The following is a 17015-nucleotide window of genomic DNA, read 5'->3' on the forward strand; positions in this document are numbered from 1 at the left end:
GCTAAAGGGGACGCGCGGCAAAGCGCGCCCTTTTTTTGTGCCCAAAATCCAGCCCGCGAGCGGTGATGCCCAAACGAACCGACATCTCGACCATCCTGATCATCGGCGCCGGTCCCATCGTGATCGGCCAGGCCTGCGAGTTCGACTATTCGGGCACCCAGGCCTGCAAGACCCTGAAGGAAGAGGGCTATCGCATCGTCCTCGTCAATTCCAACCCGGCCACCATCATGACCGACCCGGAATTGGCCGATGCGACCTATATCGAGCCGATCACGCCCGAGATCGTCGCAAAAATCATCGAGAAGGAACGTCACGTCATTCCCGGCGGCTTCGCGCTGCTGCCGACCATGGGCGGCCAGACCGCGCTGAACTGCGCGCTGTCGCTGCGCCGGCAGGGCACGCTCGAAAAGTTCGGCGTCGAGATGATCGGCGCGACCGCTGACGCCATCGACAAGGCCGAGGATCGCCAGCTTTTCCGCAACGCCATGGAGAAGATCGGGCTGCAGACACCGAAGTCGCGGCTTGCCAACGCCTCCGAGCTGAAGAAGTCCTTCCGCGACAAATATCTCGCCGAGCGCGAGAAGCTGTCCGGCGAAGCCGTGGAAAAACTCGACCAGCAGTGGGCGCTCGGCGAGAACGAGCGTCGCAAGCGCTACCAGGAATATGCGCTGGGCCAGGCGATGATGGCGCTGTCCGAGATCGGACTGCCCGCGATCATCCGGCCCTCCTTTACGCTGGGCGGGACTGGCGGCGGCATCGCCTACAACAAGGAAGAGTTCCTCGACATCATCGAGCGCGGCCTCGATGCCTCCCCCACCAACGAGGTCCTGATCGAGGAATCCGTTCTCGGCTGGAAAGAGTTCGAGATGGAGGTGGTGCGCGACAAGAAGGACAATTGCATCATCGTCTGCTCGATCGAGAATTTCGATCCGATGGGCGTGCACACCGGCGACTCCATCACGGTGGCGCCCGCGCTGACGCTGACCGACAAGGAATACCAGATCATGCGCGACGCCTCGCTGGCGGTGCTGCGCGAGATCGGGGTCGAGACCGGCGGCTCGAACGTGCAGTTCGGCATCAATCCGGCCGACGGCCGCATGGTCGTGATCGAGATGAACCCGCGTGTTTCTCGCTCTTCGGCATTGGCGTCGAAAGCGACGGGCTTCCCGATCGCCAAGGTCGCAGCCAAGCTCGCGATCGGCTACACGCTGGACGAGATCGCCAACGACATCACCGGCGGCGCGACGCCGGCCTCGTTCGAGCCGACCATCGACTACGTGGTGACCAAGATCCCGCGTTTCGCCTTCGAGAAGTTCCCCGGCGCCTCCCACACGCTGACGACCTCGATGAAGTCGGTCGGCGAGGTCATGGCGATCGGCCGCACCTTCCAGGAAAGCCTGCAAAAGGCGCTCCGCGGGCTCGAGACCGGGCTGACCGGTCTCGATGAGATCGAGATCGAGGGCCTCGGCCAGGGCGACGACAAGAACGCGATCCGCGCCGCACTCGGCACGCCGACGCCGAACCGGCTGCTCCAGGTCGCGCAGGCGATGCGGCTCGGCTGGTCCAACGAGGAGATCTTCAACTCCTGCAAGATCGACCCCTGGTTCCTCGCCGAGATGCGCTGCATCGTCGACATGGAGGACAAGGTCCGCAAAAACGGCCTGCCGCAAAATGCCTTCGGCATGCGCACGCTGAAGGCCATGGGCTTTTCGGACGCGCGGCTCGCGGTGCTCTCGGAGAGCACGGAGGCCGATGTGACGGCGAAGCGCCATGCGCTCGGCGTCCGCCCGGTGTTCAAGCGCATCGACACCTGCGCCGCCGAGTTCGCCTCGCCCACCGCCTACATGTACTCGACCTATGAGGCGCCGTTCGCGGGCGCAGTTGCGGACGAAAGCGAGCCGTCGGACCGGAAGAAGGTCATCATCCTCGGCGGCGGTCCGAACCGCATCGGCCAGGGCATCGAGTTCGACTATTGCTGCTGTCACGCCTGCTTCGCGCTGCATGACGCCGGCTACGAATCCATCATGGTCAACTGCAACCCGGAGACGGTGTCGACCGACTACGATACCGCCGACAGGCTTTATTTCGAGCCGCTAACGGCCGAGGACGTGCTGGAGATCATCGCGACCGAGCGCAGCAAGGGCACGCTGCATGGCGTGATCGTGCAGTTCGGCGGCCAGACCCCGCTGAAGCTCGCGCGTGCGCTCGAGGCCGCCGAAGTGCCGATCCTCGGCACCTCGCCCGACGCGATCGATCTCGCCGAAGACCGCGACCGCTTCAAGCGCGTGCTCGACAAACTTCGTCTCAAGCAGCCGAAGAACGGCATTGCCTATTCGGTCGAGCAGGCACGGCTCGTCGCCGCCGATCTCGGGCTGCCGCTGGTGGTGCGTCCGTCCTACGTGCTCGGCGGCCGCGCGATGCAGATCATCCGCGAGGAGAACCAGCTCAACGACTATCTGCTCGGCACGCTGCCGGAGCTCGTCCCCGCCGACGTCAAGGCGCGCTACCCCAACGACAAGACCGGGCAGATCAACACCGTGCTCGGCAAGAACCCACTGCTGTTCGACCGCTATCTCTCTGATGCCACCGAGGTCGACGTCGACTGCCTCTGCGACGGCAAGGACGTCTTCATCGTCGGAATCATGGAGCACATCGAGGAAGCCGGCATCCACTCCGGCGACTCCGCTTGCTCGCTCCCGCCCTACTCGCTCGATGCCCAGACGATCGAGGAGCTGGAGCGGCAGACCCGCGAGCTCGCGCTCGGCCTCGATGTCGTCGGCCTGATGAACGTGCAATATGCCATCAAGGACGGCGAGATCTACGTGCTCGAGGTCAATCCGCGCGCCTCGCGCACGGTGCCGTTTGTCGCCAAGGTGAGCGGCATGCCGGTCGCCAAGATTGCCGCCCGCGTCATGGCCGGCGAGAAGCTCGCCGACTTCAAGCTGAAGAAGGCCCAGCTCAAGCATGTCGGCGTCAAGGAATCGGTGTTCCCCTTCGCCCGCTTCCCCGGCGTCGACACGGTGCTCGGCCCCGAGATGCGCTCGACCGGCGAGGTCATGGGCATCGACCGCTCCTTCGAGGTCGCATTCGCCAAGAGCCAGCTCGGCGGCGGCACGCGGGTGCCGCGCAAGGGCACGGTGTTCGTCTCGGTGCGCGACAGCGACAAGAACCGCATCGCGGACGCGGTGCGGCTGTTGCAGTCCGTCGGCTTCAAGGTGCTGGCGACGTCGGGCACCCAGCGCTTCCTGGCCGACCAGGGCATTCCGACCGAGAAGGTAAACAAGGTGCTGGAGGGCCGGCCTCACATCGTCGACGCCATCACCAATGGCGACATCCAGCTCGTCTTCAACACCACGGAAGGTCCGCAGGCGCTCGCCGACAGCCGTTCGCTGCGGCGCGCGGCCCTCTTGCATAAAGTGCCGTATTACACCACTCTTTCCGGGGCCGTGGCGGCCGCGCAGGGCATCCGCGCTTATCTGGGCGGAGACCTTGAGGTTCGTACCCTGCAGAGCTACTTTTCGGAAACCTGATCGCTAGCGGGGGCTAGGCCCTCGCTAAGTGATTGGCAATGAAGCCACAATGGCCGGAGGAACTGTCCGGCCATTGTGGTTGTTCTGTTCCGGCGCCAGCCCCACATAACGTTCCGGTGGCCGCGTGTTCAGCCCCGGAAATATCGACGAATCAAGGTTGCCGCGCCCTCTGTTTTGTGGGGCGTGCAGCCGAAGGACGAGAGAAGAGATGGAAAAGGTTCCGATGACTTCGGCCGGATTTACCGCGCTCGGGGAAGAATTGAAGCATCGCCAGTCGGTGGACCGTCCGCGGATCATCGAGCATATCGCCGAGGCGCGCTCGCACGGAGACCTGTCGGAGAACGCGGAATATCACGCCGCGAAGGAAGAACAGTCCCACAATGAAGGCCGCATCGCCGAGCTCGAGGACAAGCTCGCGCGCGCCGACATCATCGACATCTCCAAGCTCTCCGGCGACACCATCAAATTCGGCGCCACCGTGACGCTGGTCGACGAGGACACCGAGAAGAAGACGGTGTGGCAGATCGTCGGCGAGGTCGAGGCCGACGCCAAGAAGGGCCGCATCTCCATCACCTCACCGCTCGCGCGCGCGCTGATCGGCAAGAAAAAAGGGTCGACCGTCGAGGTCAATGCACCCGGCGGCGCCAAGGCGTACGAGATCACCAAGGTCGAGTGGCGGTAATCCGTGCCGCGGTACCGAATGGAAAAGCCGCGCGGCAAGCGCGGCTTTTTTGTCTCTGGGTCGTTGCGCGATTGTGAACGGCCGCAATTGTGAACGACGACGTCCTCCGTCATGCTCTCTTGGCTGCATCAAGGGAGGACACGATGGACGTCGATCGTATCGCCGCGCAGAGCCAGCCCTATCTGCTCAGCCTGTTCCGCTTCATCACCGGACTTCTGCTGTTCCAGTTCGGCGTGGCAAAACTGTTCAAGTTTCCGCCGGTCGAGATGTTCGCCGATGTTACGCCGCTGTCGCTCTGGGGCATCGCCGGCATGATCGAGCTGGTGTTCGGCGGCCTGCTGATGCTGGGCCTGTTCACGCGCCTCGTCGCCTTCGTCCTGTCGGGCGAGATGGCGTTCGCCTATTTCATCGAGCATCTGCCGCATAGCTTCTTTCCCCTCGTAAACGAGGGGACGCTGGCGATCCTGTTCTGCTTTGCCTGCCTTTATCTTGCAGCCACCGGCGGCGGTCCGATCAGCGTGGACGCGATGCGGCGCGGATGAGACTTGCGTCAGCGCCGTCCCTTCACCTCGAGCGGCACGGCGGCTTCGTATTTCGAATTGTGCAGCACCAATGACGTACGCACGTTGCGCACATGGGGCGCCGCGGTCAGGTGGGTGACGAAATCCTGGAACGTCGCCATGTCAGGCGCGACGCATTTCAGGATGAAGTCGACCTCACCCGACAGCATCCAGCATTCGCGTACCAGCGGTTCGGCACGCACGAACTCCTCGAAGGCGCGCAAATCCGCCTCCGCCTGGCTCGACAGATGAACGGCAGCGAACACCGTGACGTCGAAGCCGAGCTTTCGCGAATCGAGCAGCCCGCGATAACCGTGGATGTAACCCTCCTCCTCCAGCGCCCGGACACGACGCAGGCAGGGCGGCGGCGAAATGCCGACACGCTTGGCCAGCTCGACATTGGTGATTCGGCCGTCAGCCTGGATTTCGGCGAGAATTTTGAGGTCGATCTCGTCTAGGTTCCGCGACACGTGATTGGAACTCCTGGCCTTATCTGCGGTATCGGGTGGGTTCGTCGCAATCCTCATAACCAGTCCCGCCAAGATGCGCAATTTTATTGCGCGTGCAGCGCAACGATCTTTTGTTCCCGGGGGGAAAAATCCGCCGACATGGGCTGCAATTCTTGCATAGCTCGCCAGAAGGCTTAGATTAGCACTGACATTTCAGCGCCTCCGCGGCGCCTTCCCAGGCACTATCCGCGCCCGCGCTGCAACTCCCCCAAGAGAGAGGCACCGGTCCACATGCGCGCGCCCATCCATGCCAAGGTCGTCATCATCGGCTCCGGCCCCGCCGGCTACACCGCGGCGATCTACGCCGCGCGTGCGATGCTCGAGCCGATCCTGATCCAGGGCATCCAGCCGGGCGGCCAGCTCACCATCACCACCGACGTCGAGAACTATCCGGGCTTTGCCGACGTGATCCAGGGCCCCTGGCTGATGGAGCAGATGGAGAAGCAGGCGGTCCATGTCGGTACCAAGATCGTCACCGACCTCGTCACCAAGCTGGAGACCGCTCAGCGGCCTTTCCGCCTCACCTGCGACAGCGGCGACGTCTATCTCGCCGACACCGTGATCCTCGCCACAGGCGCGCAAGCGCGCTGGCTCGGGCTGCCGTCCGAAGGGAAATTCCAGGGCGGCGGCGTGTCGGCCTGCGCCACCTGCGACGGCTTTTTCTACCGCGGCAAGGAAGTCGTGGTGGTCGGCGGCGGCAATACCGCGGTCGAGGAAGCGCTGTACCTGACCAACCATGCCTCGGAGGTCACCATCGTGCATCGACGCGATCACTTCCGCGCCGAGCGCATCCTGCAGGAGCGTCTGTTCAAGCACCCGAAGATCAAGGTGATCTGGGACTCAGCCGTCGACGAGATCTGCGGCATCGAGAACCCGAACAAGGTCACGCATGTCCGCCTGAAGAACGTCAAGACCGGCGCGCTCACGAACGTGAAGGCCGACGGCGTCTTCATCGCCATCGGGCACGCGCCGGCGACCGAGCTCGTGAAGGGCCAGGTGAAACTCAAACCGTCGGGCTATGTCGAGGTCGCCCCGAACTCGACCGCAACCTCGGTGCCCGGCCTGTTCGCGGCCGGCGACGTCGCCGATGAAACCTATCGCCAGGCCGTCACGGCCGCAGGCCTCGGCTGCATGGCCGCACTCGAAGCCGAACGTTTCTTGGCCCTGCGCGCCAGCGAGCGCGCGGCAGCGGAATAACGACCATGCCTCGAACACGCGACGGATTTACCGATATGGACTGGGACAAGCTGAAAGTATTTCACGCGGCGGCGGAAGCGGGCAGCTTCACGCATGCGGGCGAGCAGCTCGGCCTGTCGCAGTCGGCTGTGTCACGCCAGGTCTCGGCGCTGGAGCAGGAGCTCTCGGTCTCGCTCTTCCACCGCCATGCCCGCGGCCTGATCCTCACCGAGCAGGGCGACCTGTTGTTCCGCACCGCGCATGACGTGTTCATGCAGCTGCAGGCAGCGCGCGCCAAATTGACCGACAGCCGCGAGCGGCCGAGCGGCGACCTCAAGATCACCACCACGCCCGGCGTCGGCATCAACTGGCTGATCCCGCGGCTTGGCGAGTTCACAGCACTCTACCCGGAGATCCGCATTTCGCTGATCGTGACCGACGAGGAGCTCGACCTGTCGATGCGCGAAGCGGATGTTGCGATCCGCACCCGCAAGCCGACGCAGCCGGATCTCATCCAGCGCAAGCTTTTCGCGATGGGCTTCCATGCCTATTGCTCGCCGGAATACATCAAGCGTTTCGGTACGCCGCGCACGCTCGAGGAGCTCGATGCTCACCGCATCATCACGCTCGCAGATGGCAACTTCGCCCCGCATTTGCAGAACCGCAACTGGCTGGTCGAAGCTGCGCGCAACGGCTCGGGTCCGCGCGAGGCTTACTTCAAGGTCAACAACATCCTTGGCCTCGTGCGCGCCTGTCAGCAGGGCCTCGGGATTGCGGCGCTGCCGGATTACCTCGTCGAGGAACAGAGCCGCCTCGTGCAGCTGTTCGGCGAATCGGACTCGATTCAACTCGATACCTATTTCGTCTATCCTGAGGAGTTGAAGACGGTCGCGCGCGTGCAGGTGTTCCGCGACTTCGTGGTGAGCAAGGCGCAGCGCTGGCCGTCCTGATTTCCGCATGACTGACATGCGACCTCGGCTGTTGCTGCAACGCTCTCGCCAAGCTCATAATGCGTACGCACTGAGCCTTCGCGTTGCGCATTTGTCCCCCTCCTCCAGTGGCGCGGGAGTTCAGTAATCCCTCTTGGAAGGTGATTGTGTCGGCCTCACGTGGCCAATACCTAAGCCGGGCTCTTTCGGGCCCGGCTTTTTTTCTGCCAATTCGGCCTTCGCTTTCCGCGTGTATTGACAGTTCCACATATCCCCCGCATCATTTGCACACGATGATCACGAATTCGTGCGCAATCCTCTCGAAGGCGATCGCCTCGAAAAAAGGCCCCCATCCGGGGCCAAGGGATATTTGCGCGCGCTAGACCTTCGTCATCGTCGCGATCCCGAAAACCCCGCCGTCTGGACGGGGTTTTTTCATGTGCCCTCCGTCTCAGACCTCAACTGAAAAGGAGATGGAACATGACCGACCTGAGACAACAATTGCAGGGCCTCTGGCTGCCTCTGGTGACACCGTTTCGCGACGGCCGTCTCGATGAGCGCTCGCTGCGGCAGCTCACGCGGCACTACGCCGCGCAGGAGGTGCGCGCGGTGGACGGCTTCATCCTGGGCGCGACCTCCGGCGAAGGCATGACGCTGAAGGGCGCCGAGCTCGAGCGCCTCGTCGCAATCGTGCGCGAGGAACTGGCCGCACACCGCCGTAGCATTCCGATCGTTCTTGGCCTCTCCGGTGCGGACACCGCGCGGCTGAAGGAAAGCCTGGATGAGACCGCGGACTGGCCGATCGACGGCTATCTGATCGCGAGCCCGTACTATCTGCGGCCATCGCAGCGCGGCCTCTTGGCGCATTTCGAGGCGCTCGCCGATCACGCCGCCTGGCCGATCGTGCTCTACAACATTCCGTATCGCACCTCGGTCAATCTCACGAACCAGACGCTGCTCCGCCTCGCCGAGCATCCCAACATCGTCGGCCTGAAGGATTGCGGCGCGAACCGCGAGCAATCGATCGCGCTGCTCCGCGACAAGCCGGATCACTTTCGTGTGCTGACGGGCGAAGATGCGCAGACCCATGAGGCGCTGAGTGACGGCGCCGACGGCGCCATCCTGCTCTCCGCCCACATCGAGACCGCGACCTTTGCTGCGATCCAAGCCGAGCTGAAGCGCGGCAATGCCGATGCGGCGCTCGCGCGCTGGCGGGAGGTGGCCGAGCTGACGCGGCTGTTGTTCACTGAACCGAGCCCGGCGCCGGCCAAGTACTGGCTGTGGCGAACAGGCCTCATCGACAGTCCCGAGGTGCGCCTGCCGATGGTCGAGGTCGGAAGCGAGCTTGCCGCTGCACTCGACAGAGAGATCGCGCGGAGGTTGGAAAAATCGGCCGATGGAGAAGCGCCGGTGGCTCCACGCCCTGACCGCCGCATGGCAGCGCCTTTCATGCAGACCTGAGCATGGACGAATAGAGACATTTCCGATGTCCGATTGGCTGCGGCGCGATATCGGCCTGACCGAAGACGTCATGACATCGGCATTGGAGCGGATCGACGACATCAGGCAGAGGCACTACGGATGGCTCTAGTGGATGCGAGCCAAGATGCAGTTGACTGCGCAACCTTCACCTCTCCCCGCGCACACTGCTGTCCCTTCTCCCCTCGCAAGGGGAGAGGGGAAGAAGCGTGTCCATGGTTAACCCCGCGTGAGCGGCCTTCGCAGGCGCCGCATGGCGCATCCACGGCTCGTTTACGCATCGCGCCCTATCGTTTCTCCCAAGGACCAATCCATAGGGGGAAACCATGGGACATCGTACCCGGCCGACGGCCGCGGAAGACTTCGCGCCCGCCGATCTCATGCAAGGACTTCTGGTGATCTCGTCGTTCGGCTTCTGGGCCGTGATGCTCGGCCTGATGCCGGTGCTGCTGTTTCGCGTCTGGCTCGCCGGCTGACGCGAGGATAGTTAATCGGCGGTAGCGTCCGTGTTCGAATTGTACGGGAACCAGCGAGGCGGATGTTAAAACGTTTCTAGTATCACTTGACCCCACAAGCGAAGAACTCGCGGGGGCGTTTAGTGAATACTCAAAATGATATGGCGCCTGGTTATCAGGCCGCCGCGCAGCAGGGCTTTACCACCGAGGACATCCTCTGGGCCGCCGGCATCTGGTCGGTGATCCTCACGCTGTCGCCGGTGATCGTGTTCTACATGCTGATGGTGGCGTAACTCTCCTGTGCCAAGCACTCTCCCCTCATCCTGAGGAGCCGCGGAGCGGCGTCTCGAAGGATGGGCCACGGGCGATATCCGGGCCTTCATGGTTCGAGACGCGCGTTCCGCGCTCCTCACCATGAGGGTCTTGCCGGCTCCTGAAACGCAAAACGCGCGGGCCAACCGCGCGTTTTTCGTACCCAGAAAATGAATAATAAAAAAACTACGCGGCCTGCTTGTGCATTGCGCCGGATGCCGACGCCGTGCCACGGATCGCCTTGACCGAACGCTCGATCGCGGCCCACAGCCTTGCGATCTCCTGCGCGGCGCGGCTCTCCGCCTGATATTCCCGTGCACCCTCGCCGTGGCTCAGCGCCATCAAGAGATCCGAGCGGTTGGTGATCTGGCCGCCCCAGACCGGCGCGCGGAACTTGGCGAGCGCCTCGCGGGCGATGGTGACGATCGGGCTTTCGGCTTCGTCGCGGCGGGCGGGTGCGCCGTTGAGCACGACCGCGTAGGGCTTGCGCGCGGCGCGGCACATCTGGATGGTTTCCTGCACCGCGTTGACGTCGAACACGCCAGGCCGCGCCGGAATGACCACCATGGTTGCGTTCTTGATCGCGTCGTCGACCACGGCCGACAGATTCGGCGGCGTGTCGATCAACACCCATTCATAGCCGTCGCGCTTGGCAGCGGAGACGATGCCGCTGACCGAGTTCACGGCGGCCTTGATCTGCGGTTCGTTGGTGCCACGCAGCTTGTGCCACAGCGTGAGCGAGCCCTGCGGATCCGCATCGACGAGCAGAACAGGCTTTGTCGCCTTGATCTGCGCGGCAAGATGAGCAGCAAGGGTACTCTTGCCCGAGCCGCCTTTACGCGATGCAAAAACAATAACGTTCATACCCTTGGCCTCCAGATTGACCCCAGGTACCGAAAATGAATCAGCGCGCTGATTCGTGAAAGAAAAATTTACCGGGAGTTGCGCCAAGGCCACGAAATAACAAGGCGTGTTGGCTTTTGAGTCACACTGCATGCGGCGTCGAGGACATGAACCGCAATGAATAGCGGTTCGCGAGCGCAAATCGTGCGTTTTCTGGGCAATCGTTCGGCAAACAGCGAAACGCAACCTGGCCGAGTAAATCGATTCCCGGCTCTTTTCCGTCGGCCGAGGGCGGAATTGCCGCAAGGCTTCGCGGCGGAGCGTGAACAAAAGGAGTCCTTCAGCTGACGTCACACATCATCACTGAGTCATTTTGATTCAACCCGCCACTTTGGAGGTGCGAGCCGTAGTCTCGGTAACCTCCCCCGCTTGCGGGGGAGGTCGCTGCGCTCGAAGAGCGCGGCGGGTGGGGGTCTTTCCTCTCGGGGGCTCGATTGCGGAGACACCCTCACCCCAACCCTCTCCCGCAAGCGGGAGAGGGAGCGCAGCCTTTATTGCGATGTCAGCTGGCTTCCGATGAGAGCTCTAACAGGCTGTTGAAGAAGTCTCTGGCGAAGCGTTTTGGATCGTGATTCCCTAGGATCAGGATTTTGCTGGGGTGGCACGATGCGGGGAAGTGACGAACGGTCTGGCTCGCTGTTCAGTTATGTTGACCTGGAGGCTCGGGTTCGCGTCGACCACCCGCTGCGGGCGATCAGGGATCTGGCAAATGCGGCGCTGGGCGATCTTTCTGGGGAGTTTGGCAAGCTCTACACGGACTTCGGTCGGCCCTCGATCGCACCGGAGAAACTGCTTCGGGCGATGCTCCTACAGGCGTTCTATGGGGTTCGCTCGGAAAGGCATCTGATGGAACGGATGGAGTTCGATCTTCTGTTCCGCTGGTTCGTCGGGCTTGGGGTGGACGATGCGGTTTGGGACCATTCAACCTTCTCGAAGAACCGCGACCGGCTGCTTGAAGGTGAGATTGCGGCCAAGTTCTTGAACGCGCTTTTGGCGCAGCCGAAGGTGAAGCGTCTTTTGTCGAGCGATCACTTCTCGGTGGACGGCACGCTCATTGAAGCCTGGGCTTCGATCAAGAGCTTCCGGAGGAAGGATGGCAGCGACAAAGATCAGGACGGTCCGGGACGCAATGCCGAGCGCAGCTTCCACAAGGAGAAGCGATCCAACGAGACCCATGAGAGCACGACCGATCCTGAGGCCAGGCTCTATAAAAAGGGCGACGGCCAGCCGGCCAAACTCTGCTATATGGGCCATGCGCTGATGGAGAACCGCAATGGTTTGGCGGTTTTAGGTGGAGTGAGCCAAGCTACTGGCACCGCCGAACGAGAGATTGCGCTTGCCATGATCGACAGGCGCGGGTGTGCGAAGCGGGTCACTCTGGGGGCGGACAAAGCCTACGACGTCACGCAGTTCGTGCATGACCTGAGAGATAGATCGGTTACTCCGCATATCGCGATCAATGGACATCTGAGTAAGACCGGCAAGCGGCGCAAGACGGCGGTCGACGCGCGTACCACGCGTCACGACGGCTATGACATCAGCCAACGCTGCCGCAAACGCATCGAAGAAGTCTTCGGCTGGATCAAGAGTTCCGCTGGCCTGGCCAAGGTCAAGCTGCGAGGCCGCGACCGGGTGGATGCCGTCTTCGTCCTGGCGCTTGCGGCCTATAATCTGATCCGGCTGCCCAAGCTTCTGGCGGCACCGGCATGAGCATCCGAGGTAGATGGCGGGTCGTCGAGACACCAGGCTACGACATGGCCGTGGCGGGCGCCTACATCCTGTTCGATGACGACGGCGGCGAGTTCGCCTTCGATTGCCTCACGGGCTGCATTCATGGAGCCTGTGACGGCGATGCCGTCCAGTTCGGCTGGCAGGGAAACGACGAAATGGAGCCAGCCAACGGTGATGGCTAGGCCGAACTGCGGGATGACGGCTCACTCGAAGGTGAAATCAGAGCTGGCCCCGGTTGTTTGGACAGCGCCCCGCGAAAATTAAGTGGATTCCTGCCGGGTTATGCTGAAGGCGGGGCTTTACGATTTTGCTGTGGCGTCGGGAGGGCGTAAGCCCGACCAGAGCCGCAGCAAAATCGTTGGCGACGATCATGCGGCCGTCACCATCGTTTGCGCGCCGAAGTAAGCCTCGTCGGGCGTGCGTTCGTCAAGGCTCGAGTGAGGACGTCCTCGGTTGTAGAACGCCAGATATTTGGAAATCGATGCTCGCGCCTCGAGCACGCTGTCGTAAGCACGCAGATAGACTTCCTCGTATTTGACAGTGCGCCACAGCCGCTCGACGAACACGTTGTCGCGCCAGGCACCCTTGCCGTCCATGCTGATGGCGATGTTCGCGTCCAGCAGCACGCCGGTGAAGTCGAGGCTGGTGAACTGGCTACCCTGATCCGTGTTGAAGATCTCGGGCCTGCCGTGCTTCGCCAACGCCTCCTGGAGCGCTTCGACGCAGAATATCGTCTCCATCGTGATCGATACGCGATGGACCAACACCCGTCGGCTGAACACATCGACGACCGCCGCGAGGTAGACGAATCCACGTCGCATCGGAATGTAGCTGATGTCCATTGCCCAGACCTGGTTCGGCCGCTCGATCTTCAATCCGCGCAATAGGTACGGGTAGATCTTGTGGCCCGGTGCGGGCTTGCTCGTGTTCGGACGGCGATAGATCGCCTCGATCCCCATGCGCTTCATCAGCGTCGCGACGTGGCGGCGGCCAATCTGCATGCCCTCACGCTGCAACAGCGATCGCAGCATGCGCGCCCCTGCGAAGGGATAATCGAGGTGCAGCTCATCGAGCCGGCGCATCAAGACAAGGTCCTCGGCCGAAACCGGCCGAGGTTCATAGTAAACCGTACTGCGGGCAAGGTTCAGGACCTTCGCCTGGCGCACGACAGACAGATCATGGTCGCGGTCGATCATCGCTTTGCGCTCAGCAGGCCCGCCTTGGTGAGCGCGCCGGACAAAAAATCGTTCTCCAACGCAAGCTCGCCGATCTTGGCATGTAACGCCTTCAAATCGACCGGCGCCTCGGCCGGTCCGTTGTCCTGCCCAAACACTCCGGCGGCGCCTTCCAGGAGTTGGGTCTTCCAGGTCGTGATCTGGTTCGGATGGACATCAAACAATTGCGCCAGCTCGGCCAACGTCTTCTCCCCCTTCACGGCCGCCAAAGCCACCTTTGCCTTGAATGCCGGAGAATGCGTCCGGCGACTCCTCTTCGTCATCTTCGCTCCTGATTCGCGGCAAGAAGCCTCGCCGCTCTCAGGCAGAAAATCCACTCAAGCTACTGTCCGAATTTGCGGAGCCAGCTCTATCTGCCTCCTTAATGGCGACGACATCCCATTTATCGCGCGTCGCTCGAAGACTTCTTCAACAGCCTGCTAAGTCTCGTCGGCCTTGGATTTCTTCGGCTTCTTGCTCGCCGTCGTCTTCTTCGCGGCCGGCTTGCTCGAGGTCTTCTTCTTCGCAACCGGCTTGAGGTTGACGGGCTGGCCGGTAGCCGCCTCGCCAGGTTCCGGCCCCTCGCGGAAGAATGCCCGGCACTGGGGCGAGAGCTGCGACTTCTTCTGGATCATGCAGGCGGTAATTGCATCGACGTTCGGAACGAACTCGCCGCACAGCCGCATCGCATCGGGCGTGCAGGCCTGCTGCTGCTCCGGTGTATAGGCGAAGCTTGCGCGGGGCTGGACGATGACGGCCAGGGCGATCGCGGAGATCGCGGCGGCCAGGAACCTCTCGAAACGAAACGCCAGCATGATCCCCCCAATCTTTCCGAGTCGGTGGGAATAGTGGGTGAAGCCTTCCGCCTTGGCAACCGAGCCGCGAAACGAAAACCGGATGCTGTGCGCTCCATGCAACAGAAGGGTCAGCCCAAAACCGGGCTGGCCAGGGGGCTTAGGTTGGATCGACGTCCTATCGCGAAGCGCCGGGTGGGGACTCTTTCCACATTGAGGGAGCCCCGTTGCGGAAACACCCTCACCCCAGCCCTCTCCCGCAATCGGGAGAGGGAGCGCCACGACTGCCAAAACAAAAACCTCGAAAACAACCCCATGCAAAGTAGCCGGCGGGGCCGGCGCGGAATTTACGGATTTTACGAAATCAATTTGACACGTCGGGCAAATCAGGGGCAATATGCCATCATCGAAAAGCGTGTGGGGTGGTCAGCGGATATCCCCTTAAGGTGAGGGCCGCATGGCTATCGTGTTGATCGTCGCGCCGGTGTTTGCCCTGATCGCGGCCGGCTATGCCGCGGTGCTGTTTCGCTTCGTCTCCGAGACCGCGCACAAGGGCATCTCCGAATTCGCCTTCAGCATCGCCATCCCCGCCCTGCTCTTCCGCACCATCGTCGTCTCGGAATTCCCGTCGATCAGCCCCTGGCGGATGTGGGGCGCCTATTACGGCGCGCTGGTAATCACCTGGATCGCGGCGCTGGCGCTATCAGCCCTGCTGCGCGAGCGGCGCGAGGATCGCGAGGACGGAGTCGTGTTCGCGATCGGCTCGGTCTACGGCAACATCGTGATGCTCGGCATTCCCCTCACGCTCTCGGCGCTGGGCAACGAGGCCGCAGGGCCGATGGCGCTCATCCTGTCGGTGAACACGCCGCTGCTGTGGCTGTGCGGCACGCTGCAGATGGAGTTGGTCGACCGCAAGCAGAAGGGCTCGGCGCTGTCGGTCATCCTGCCCGTCATTCTGGATCTTTCGCGCAACCCGATCATGCTGGCGATCGGCTTCGGCCTTATCTGGCGCCTTACCGGATTCGGCCTGCATCCGGTCGTCGACAGGACGATCGAGCTGCTGGCGCAGGCGGGATCGCCGGCAGCGCTGATCGCGCTCGGCATCAACCTGTTCCGCTTCGAGGTCAAGGGCGAGAAGCTCGGCATCGTCGTGATGTCCGCGCTCAAGCTGCTGGCGATGCCGGCGGCCGCGTTCGTGTTGGCCAAGCTGTTGAACCTGCCGCCGCTGGCGGCCGGCGTGGTCGTGCTGTTCGCGGCCATGCCGACCGGCGCGAACGCGTATATCTTTGCGGTCCAGTATCAGCGGCTGGTCAACCCGGTGTCTGGCGCGGTTGCGCTGGGCACGCTGCTGGCTGCGGTGACGCTGCCGGTGGTGGTGGTGATCGTGGCGGGGTTGAATTAGGGACCAAGCGATAGCCGCATGCACACGCGCAATCGATTCTGGTCGCTATAGCGGCCCTCAGCTTGCTGCCCCTTTTTACAGATCGTTGCGCCGAGTTGAGCGGCAATCGAGAAAGCGACAAGGCCGTTGCAGATTGCAACCAAGCGATATTGGACCAATCGGCAACTTAGGTCAGCACAACGATTTCGACGCGGCGGTTCTTCTCACGCCCATAAGGATTGTCTTTTCCGTCCGGCCGCGTATTGGGTTCGATAGGTTTGGTCTCGCCCTTTCCGATCACGATGACGTCGGCGGCGGTGCAGTATTTTTCCGCAATGAACCAATTCGCCACGGCTCGGGCGCGTCGCAGTGAAAGGCCCATGTTGTATTCAGGGCTTCCGATGCTGTCAGTATGCCCGGTAATCTGGACCTTGCCTCCGGTGTCTTTGAATGTCCTGATCCAATCTCCGGCGTCCTGAAGCGCCCATACCGCCGTTTGCTTGAGATTATCCCTGTCAAAATCAAAGAGAGCATCGGACGGCACTTTGTATCCGATCTGCGCACTGAACTGGGCTTTCGTGCGCACGTCTTCCTTCTGCTTCAAGTTTATGTTGATCTCGATATCGACGTCTCCAACCGGCTTCCCGTCGCTGAACATGATTTCCGTGATGCCGTGTTGTTTGCCCGCACCGGGAAGAGCCCAGGTCCGCCCATCCATTTTCGTTGTTCCAAGGACCGGACTGGTCGGCGAAGCACCGTCCCGAAAAGTCACCTTGTTCCATGCATAGACGGCCAGATTCAGCTCGCCCACTTCGACCCAGATCCCGTTGAAGTCGTGAAAGTTCACTTCGCGGCTGGTCTTGAAGTAGCCGTAGGGGGAGGCACTGAAGGAAGCTGAAACGGGAAGGGAAACGCCCGCGCCGCCGCCTTTCATCGCCATTCGGTGGGCCCGACCGGTTTGCCGATTGACCAAATCGAACATGCCCAAGCCCGCACTCGCCACGCCTACGCCGACACCGACCGATGCAAGTGCCGAGACAGCCCATAGCGTTGACTTCTGTGCATCGATTGGGAGCGGCTTGCGCTTATAGTGCGTCATTGCCGGGTGCCTTTCAGGCTCGCGGCCCCATGCTGATCTGTCGCAACGCCACCGCGCGCGGTTCAACTTACCGGACGGCAGGACGGCCAGTTCCGGTGCGCACAGTTTGCGAGGTTTGCCAAAGCGGCTGCTCGCATCAGATGGGCAAGCCACACTCCGACCAATCCGCCAGCGAACTGCACAGCGATGTAGGCGGAAGCAGTCTTTCAAGCGATGCGGTTCCTGATCGCAAACGCCAAGGTCACCGCTGGATTGAATGAG

16 protein-coding genes are annotated in these 17015 nt (G+C 62.3%); 11 read left to right on the plus strand and 5 right to left on the minus strand.

The genetic code is table 11. The features are described from left to right. The first annotated feature begins 65 nt into the window (after positions 1 to 65). The 3 genes from carB to NLM33_RS24060 all read left to right on the plus strand — a co-directional run bounded on the left by carB (position 66) and on the right by NLM33_RS24060 (position 4754). Entirely contained in the window at positions 66 to 3530 is a 3465-nt protein-coding gene (gene carB / locus NLM33_RS24050) for a carbamoyl-phosphate synthase large subunit (RefSeq protein WP_254099379.1), read from the plus strand. 208 nt (positions 3531 to 3738) lie between these two features. Beyond that, complete coding sequence (gene greA, locus NLM33_RS24055; RefSeq protein ID WP_254099381.1) at positions 3739 to 4212, plus strand: transcription elongation factor GreA; 474 nt, start codon at positions 3739 to 3741, stop codon at positions 4210 to 4212. 143 nt (positions 4213 to 4355) lie between these two features. Further along, positions 4356 to 4754, plus strand: coding sequence for a DoxX family protein (locus tag NLM33_RS24060; RefSeq protein WP_254099383.1), 399 nt, complete (start codon positions 4356 to 4358; stop codon positions 4752 to 4754). An 8-nt stretch (positions 4755 to 4762) separates the two neighbouring features. On the opposite strand, the gene NLM33_RS24065 is transcribed toward NLM33_RS24060, so the two are convergent. Next, on the minus strand, positions 4763 to 5242 hold the full coding sequence (locus NLM33_RS24065) for an Lrp/AsnC family transcriptional regulator (RefSeq protein ID WP_254099385.1): 480 nt from the start codon (positions 5240 to 5242) through the stop codon (positions 4763 to 4765). A 270-nt stretch (positions 5243 to 5512) separates the two neighbouring features. Between NLM33_RS24065 and trxB the strand changes: the two genes are divergently transcribed. From trxB to NLM33_RS24090, 5 genes are all read left to right on the plus strand, one after another. After that, positions 5513 to 6478, plus strand: a complete 966-nt coding sequence (gene trxB, locus NLM33_RS24070; protein WP_254099387.1) for a thioredoxin-disulfide reductase — start codon at positions 5513 to 5515, stop codon at positions 6476 to 6478. 5 nt (positions 6479 to 6483) lie between these two features. Then, entirely contained in the window at positions 6484 to 7407 is a 924-nt protein-coding gene (locus NLM33_RS24075; protein WP_254099389.1) for a LysR family transcriptional regulator, read from the plus strand. Positions 7408 to 7866: 459 nt separating this feature from the next. After that, positions 7867 to 8847 carry a 4-hydroxy-tetrahydrodipicolinate synthase gene (locus NLM33_RS24080; protein WP_254099391.1) on the plus strand — a complete coding sequence of 327 codons (981 nt, stop codon included), beginning with the start codon at positions 7867 to 7869 and terminating at the stop codon, positions 8845 to 8847. Between the two features lie 344 nt (positions 8848 to 9191). After that, positions 9192 to 9341, plus strand: a complete 150-nt coding sequence (locus NLM33_RS24085; protein ID WP_198031829.1) for a hypothetical protein — start codon at positions 9192 to 9194, stop codon at positions 9339 to 9341. 122 nt (positions 9342 to 9463) lie between these two features. Continuing rightward, entirely contained in the window at positions 9464 to 9613 is a 150-nt protein-coding gene (locus tag NLM33_RS24090; protein ID WP_254099393.1) for a hypothetical protein, read from the plus strand. Between the two features lie 205 nt (positions 9614 to 9818). On the opposite strand, the gene NLM33_RS24095 is transcribed toward NLM33_RS24090, so the two are convergent. Then, a complete protein-coding gene (locus NLM33_RS24095) occupies positions 9819 to 10496 on the minus strand; it encodes a ParA family protein (protein WP_027525213.1) in 678 nt (225 codons plus the stop codon). 645 nt (positions 10497 to 11141) lie between these two features. Between NLM33_RS24095 and NLM33_RS24100 the strand changes: the two genes are divergently transcribed. After that, positions 11142 to 12245 (plus strand): IS5 family transposase, encoded by a 1104-nt coding sequence (locus NLM33_RS24100; RefSeq protein ID WP_254094633.1) that lies wholly within the window; start codon positions 11142 to 11144, stop codon positions 12243 to 12245. Next, positions 12242 to 12448 carry a hypothetical protein gene (locus NLM33_RS24105; RefSeq protein ID WP_254094631.1) on the plus strand — a complete coding sequence of 69 codons (207 nt, stop codon included), beginning with the start codon at positions 12242 to 12244 and terminating at the stop codon, positions 12446 to 12448. The genes NLM33_RS24100 and NLM33_RS24105 overlap by 4 nt, the downstream gene beginning before the upstream one ends. Before the next feature lie 186 nt (positions 12449 to 12634). On the opposite strand, the gene NLM33_RS24110 is transcribed toward NLM33_RS24105, so the two are convergent. Continuing rightward, positions 12635 to 13764, minus strand: a protein-coding gene (locus tag NLM33_RS24110) for an IS3 family transposase (RefSeq protein WP_254095161.1) whose coding sequence is annotated in 2 segments (ribosomal slippage) — positions 12635 to 13512 and positions 13512 to 13764 — 1131 coding nt in all. Because the reading frame shifts where the segments join, the coding sequence is not laid out codon by codon here. Positions 13765 to 13920: 156 nt separating this feature from the next. Further along, entirely contained in the window at positions 13921 to 14295 is a 375-nt protein-coding gene (locus NLM33_RS24115) for a hypothetical protein (RefSeq protein WP_254099395.1), read from the minus strand. A 436-nt stretch (positions 14296 to 14731) separates the two neighbouring features. On the opposite strand from NLM33_RS24115, the gene NLM33_RS24120 reads away from it, so the two are divergent. Next, the gene (locus NLM33_RS24120; protein WP_254099397.1) at positions 14732 to 15676 is read left to right on the plus strand and encodes an AEC family transporter; all 945 of its coding nucleotides are present in this window, start codon (positions 14732 to 14734) and stop codon (positions 15674 to 15676) included. Positions 15677 to 15842: 166 nt separating this feature from the next. Here NLM33_RS24120 and NLM33_RS24125 read toward each other — a convergent pair whose 3' ends face one another. Further along, positions 15843 to 16754, minus strand: a complete 912-nt coding sequence (locus NLM33_RS24125; RefSeq protein WP_254099399.1) for an OmpA family protein — start codon at positions 16752 to 16754, stop codon at positions 15843 to 15845. Positions 16755 to 17015: the final 261 nt, after the last annotated feature.

It is taken from the genome of Bradyrhizobium sp. CCGUVB1N3 (genome assembly GCF_024199925.1).
GTDB lineage: Bacteria > Pseudomonadota > Alphaproteobacteria > Rhizobiales > Xanthobacteraceae > Bradyrhizobium.

Excerpts from the sequence above, each read along its gene's own strand:
- carB (WP_254099379.1), top strand. The coding sequence starts at position 66 with ATGCCCAAACGAACCGACATCTCGACCATCCTGATCATCGGCGCCGGT.
- greA (WP_254099381.1), top strand. The coding sequence starts at position 3,739 with ATGGAAAAGGTTCCGATGACTTCGGCCGGATTTACCGCGCTCGGGGAA.
- NLM33_RS24060 (WP_254099383.1), top strand. The coding sequence starts at position 4,356 with ATGGACGTCGATCGTATCGCCGCGCAGAGCCAGCCCTATCTGCTCAGC.
- trxB (WP_254099387.1), top strand. The coding sequence starts at position 5,513 with ATGCGCGCGCCCATCCATGCCAAGGTCGTCATCATCGGCTCCGGCCCC.
- NLM33_RS24075 (WP_254099389.1), top strand. The coding sequence starts at position 6,484 with ATGCCTCGAACACGCGACGGATTTACCGATATGGACTGGGACAAGCTG.
- NLM33_RS24080 (WP_254099391.1), top strand. The coding sequence starts at position 7,867 with ATGACCGACCTGAGACAACAATTGCAGGGCCTCTGGCTGCCTCTGGTG.
- NLM33_RS24085 (WP_198031829.1), top strand. The coding sequence starts at position 9,192 with ATGGGACATCGTACCCGGCCGACGGCCGCGGAAGACTTCGCGCCCGCC.
- NLM33_RS24095 (WP_027525213.1), bottom strand. The coding sequence starts at position 10,496 with ATGAACGTTATTGTTTTTGCATCGCGTAAAGGCGGCTCGGGCAAGAGT.
- NLM33_RS24100 (WP_254094633.1), top strand. The coding sequence starts at position 11,142 with ATGCGGGGAAGTGACGAACGGTCTGGCTCGCTGTTCAGTTATGTTGAC.
- NLM33_RS24105 (WP_254094631.1), top strand. The coding sequence starts at position 12,242 with ATGAGCATCCGAGGTAGATGGCGGGTCGTCGAGACACCAGGCTACGAC.
- NLM33_RS24115 (WP_254099395.1), bottom strand. The coding sequence starts at position 14,295 with ATGCTGGCGTTTCGTTTCGAGAGGTTCCTGGCCGCCGCGATCTCCGCG.
- NLM33_RS24120 (WP_254099397.1), top strand. The coding sequence starts at position 14,732 with ATGGCTATCGTGTTGATCGTCGCGCCGGTGTTTGCCCTGATCGCGGCC.
- NLM33_RS24125 (WP_254099399.1), bottom strand. The coding sequence starts at position 16,754 with ATGACGCACTATAAGCGCAAGCCGCTCCCAATCGATGCACAGAAGTCA.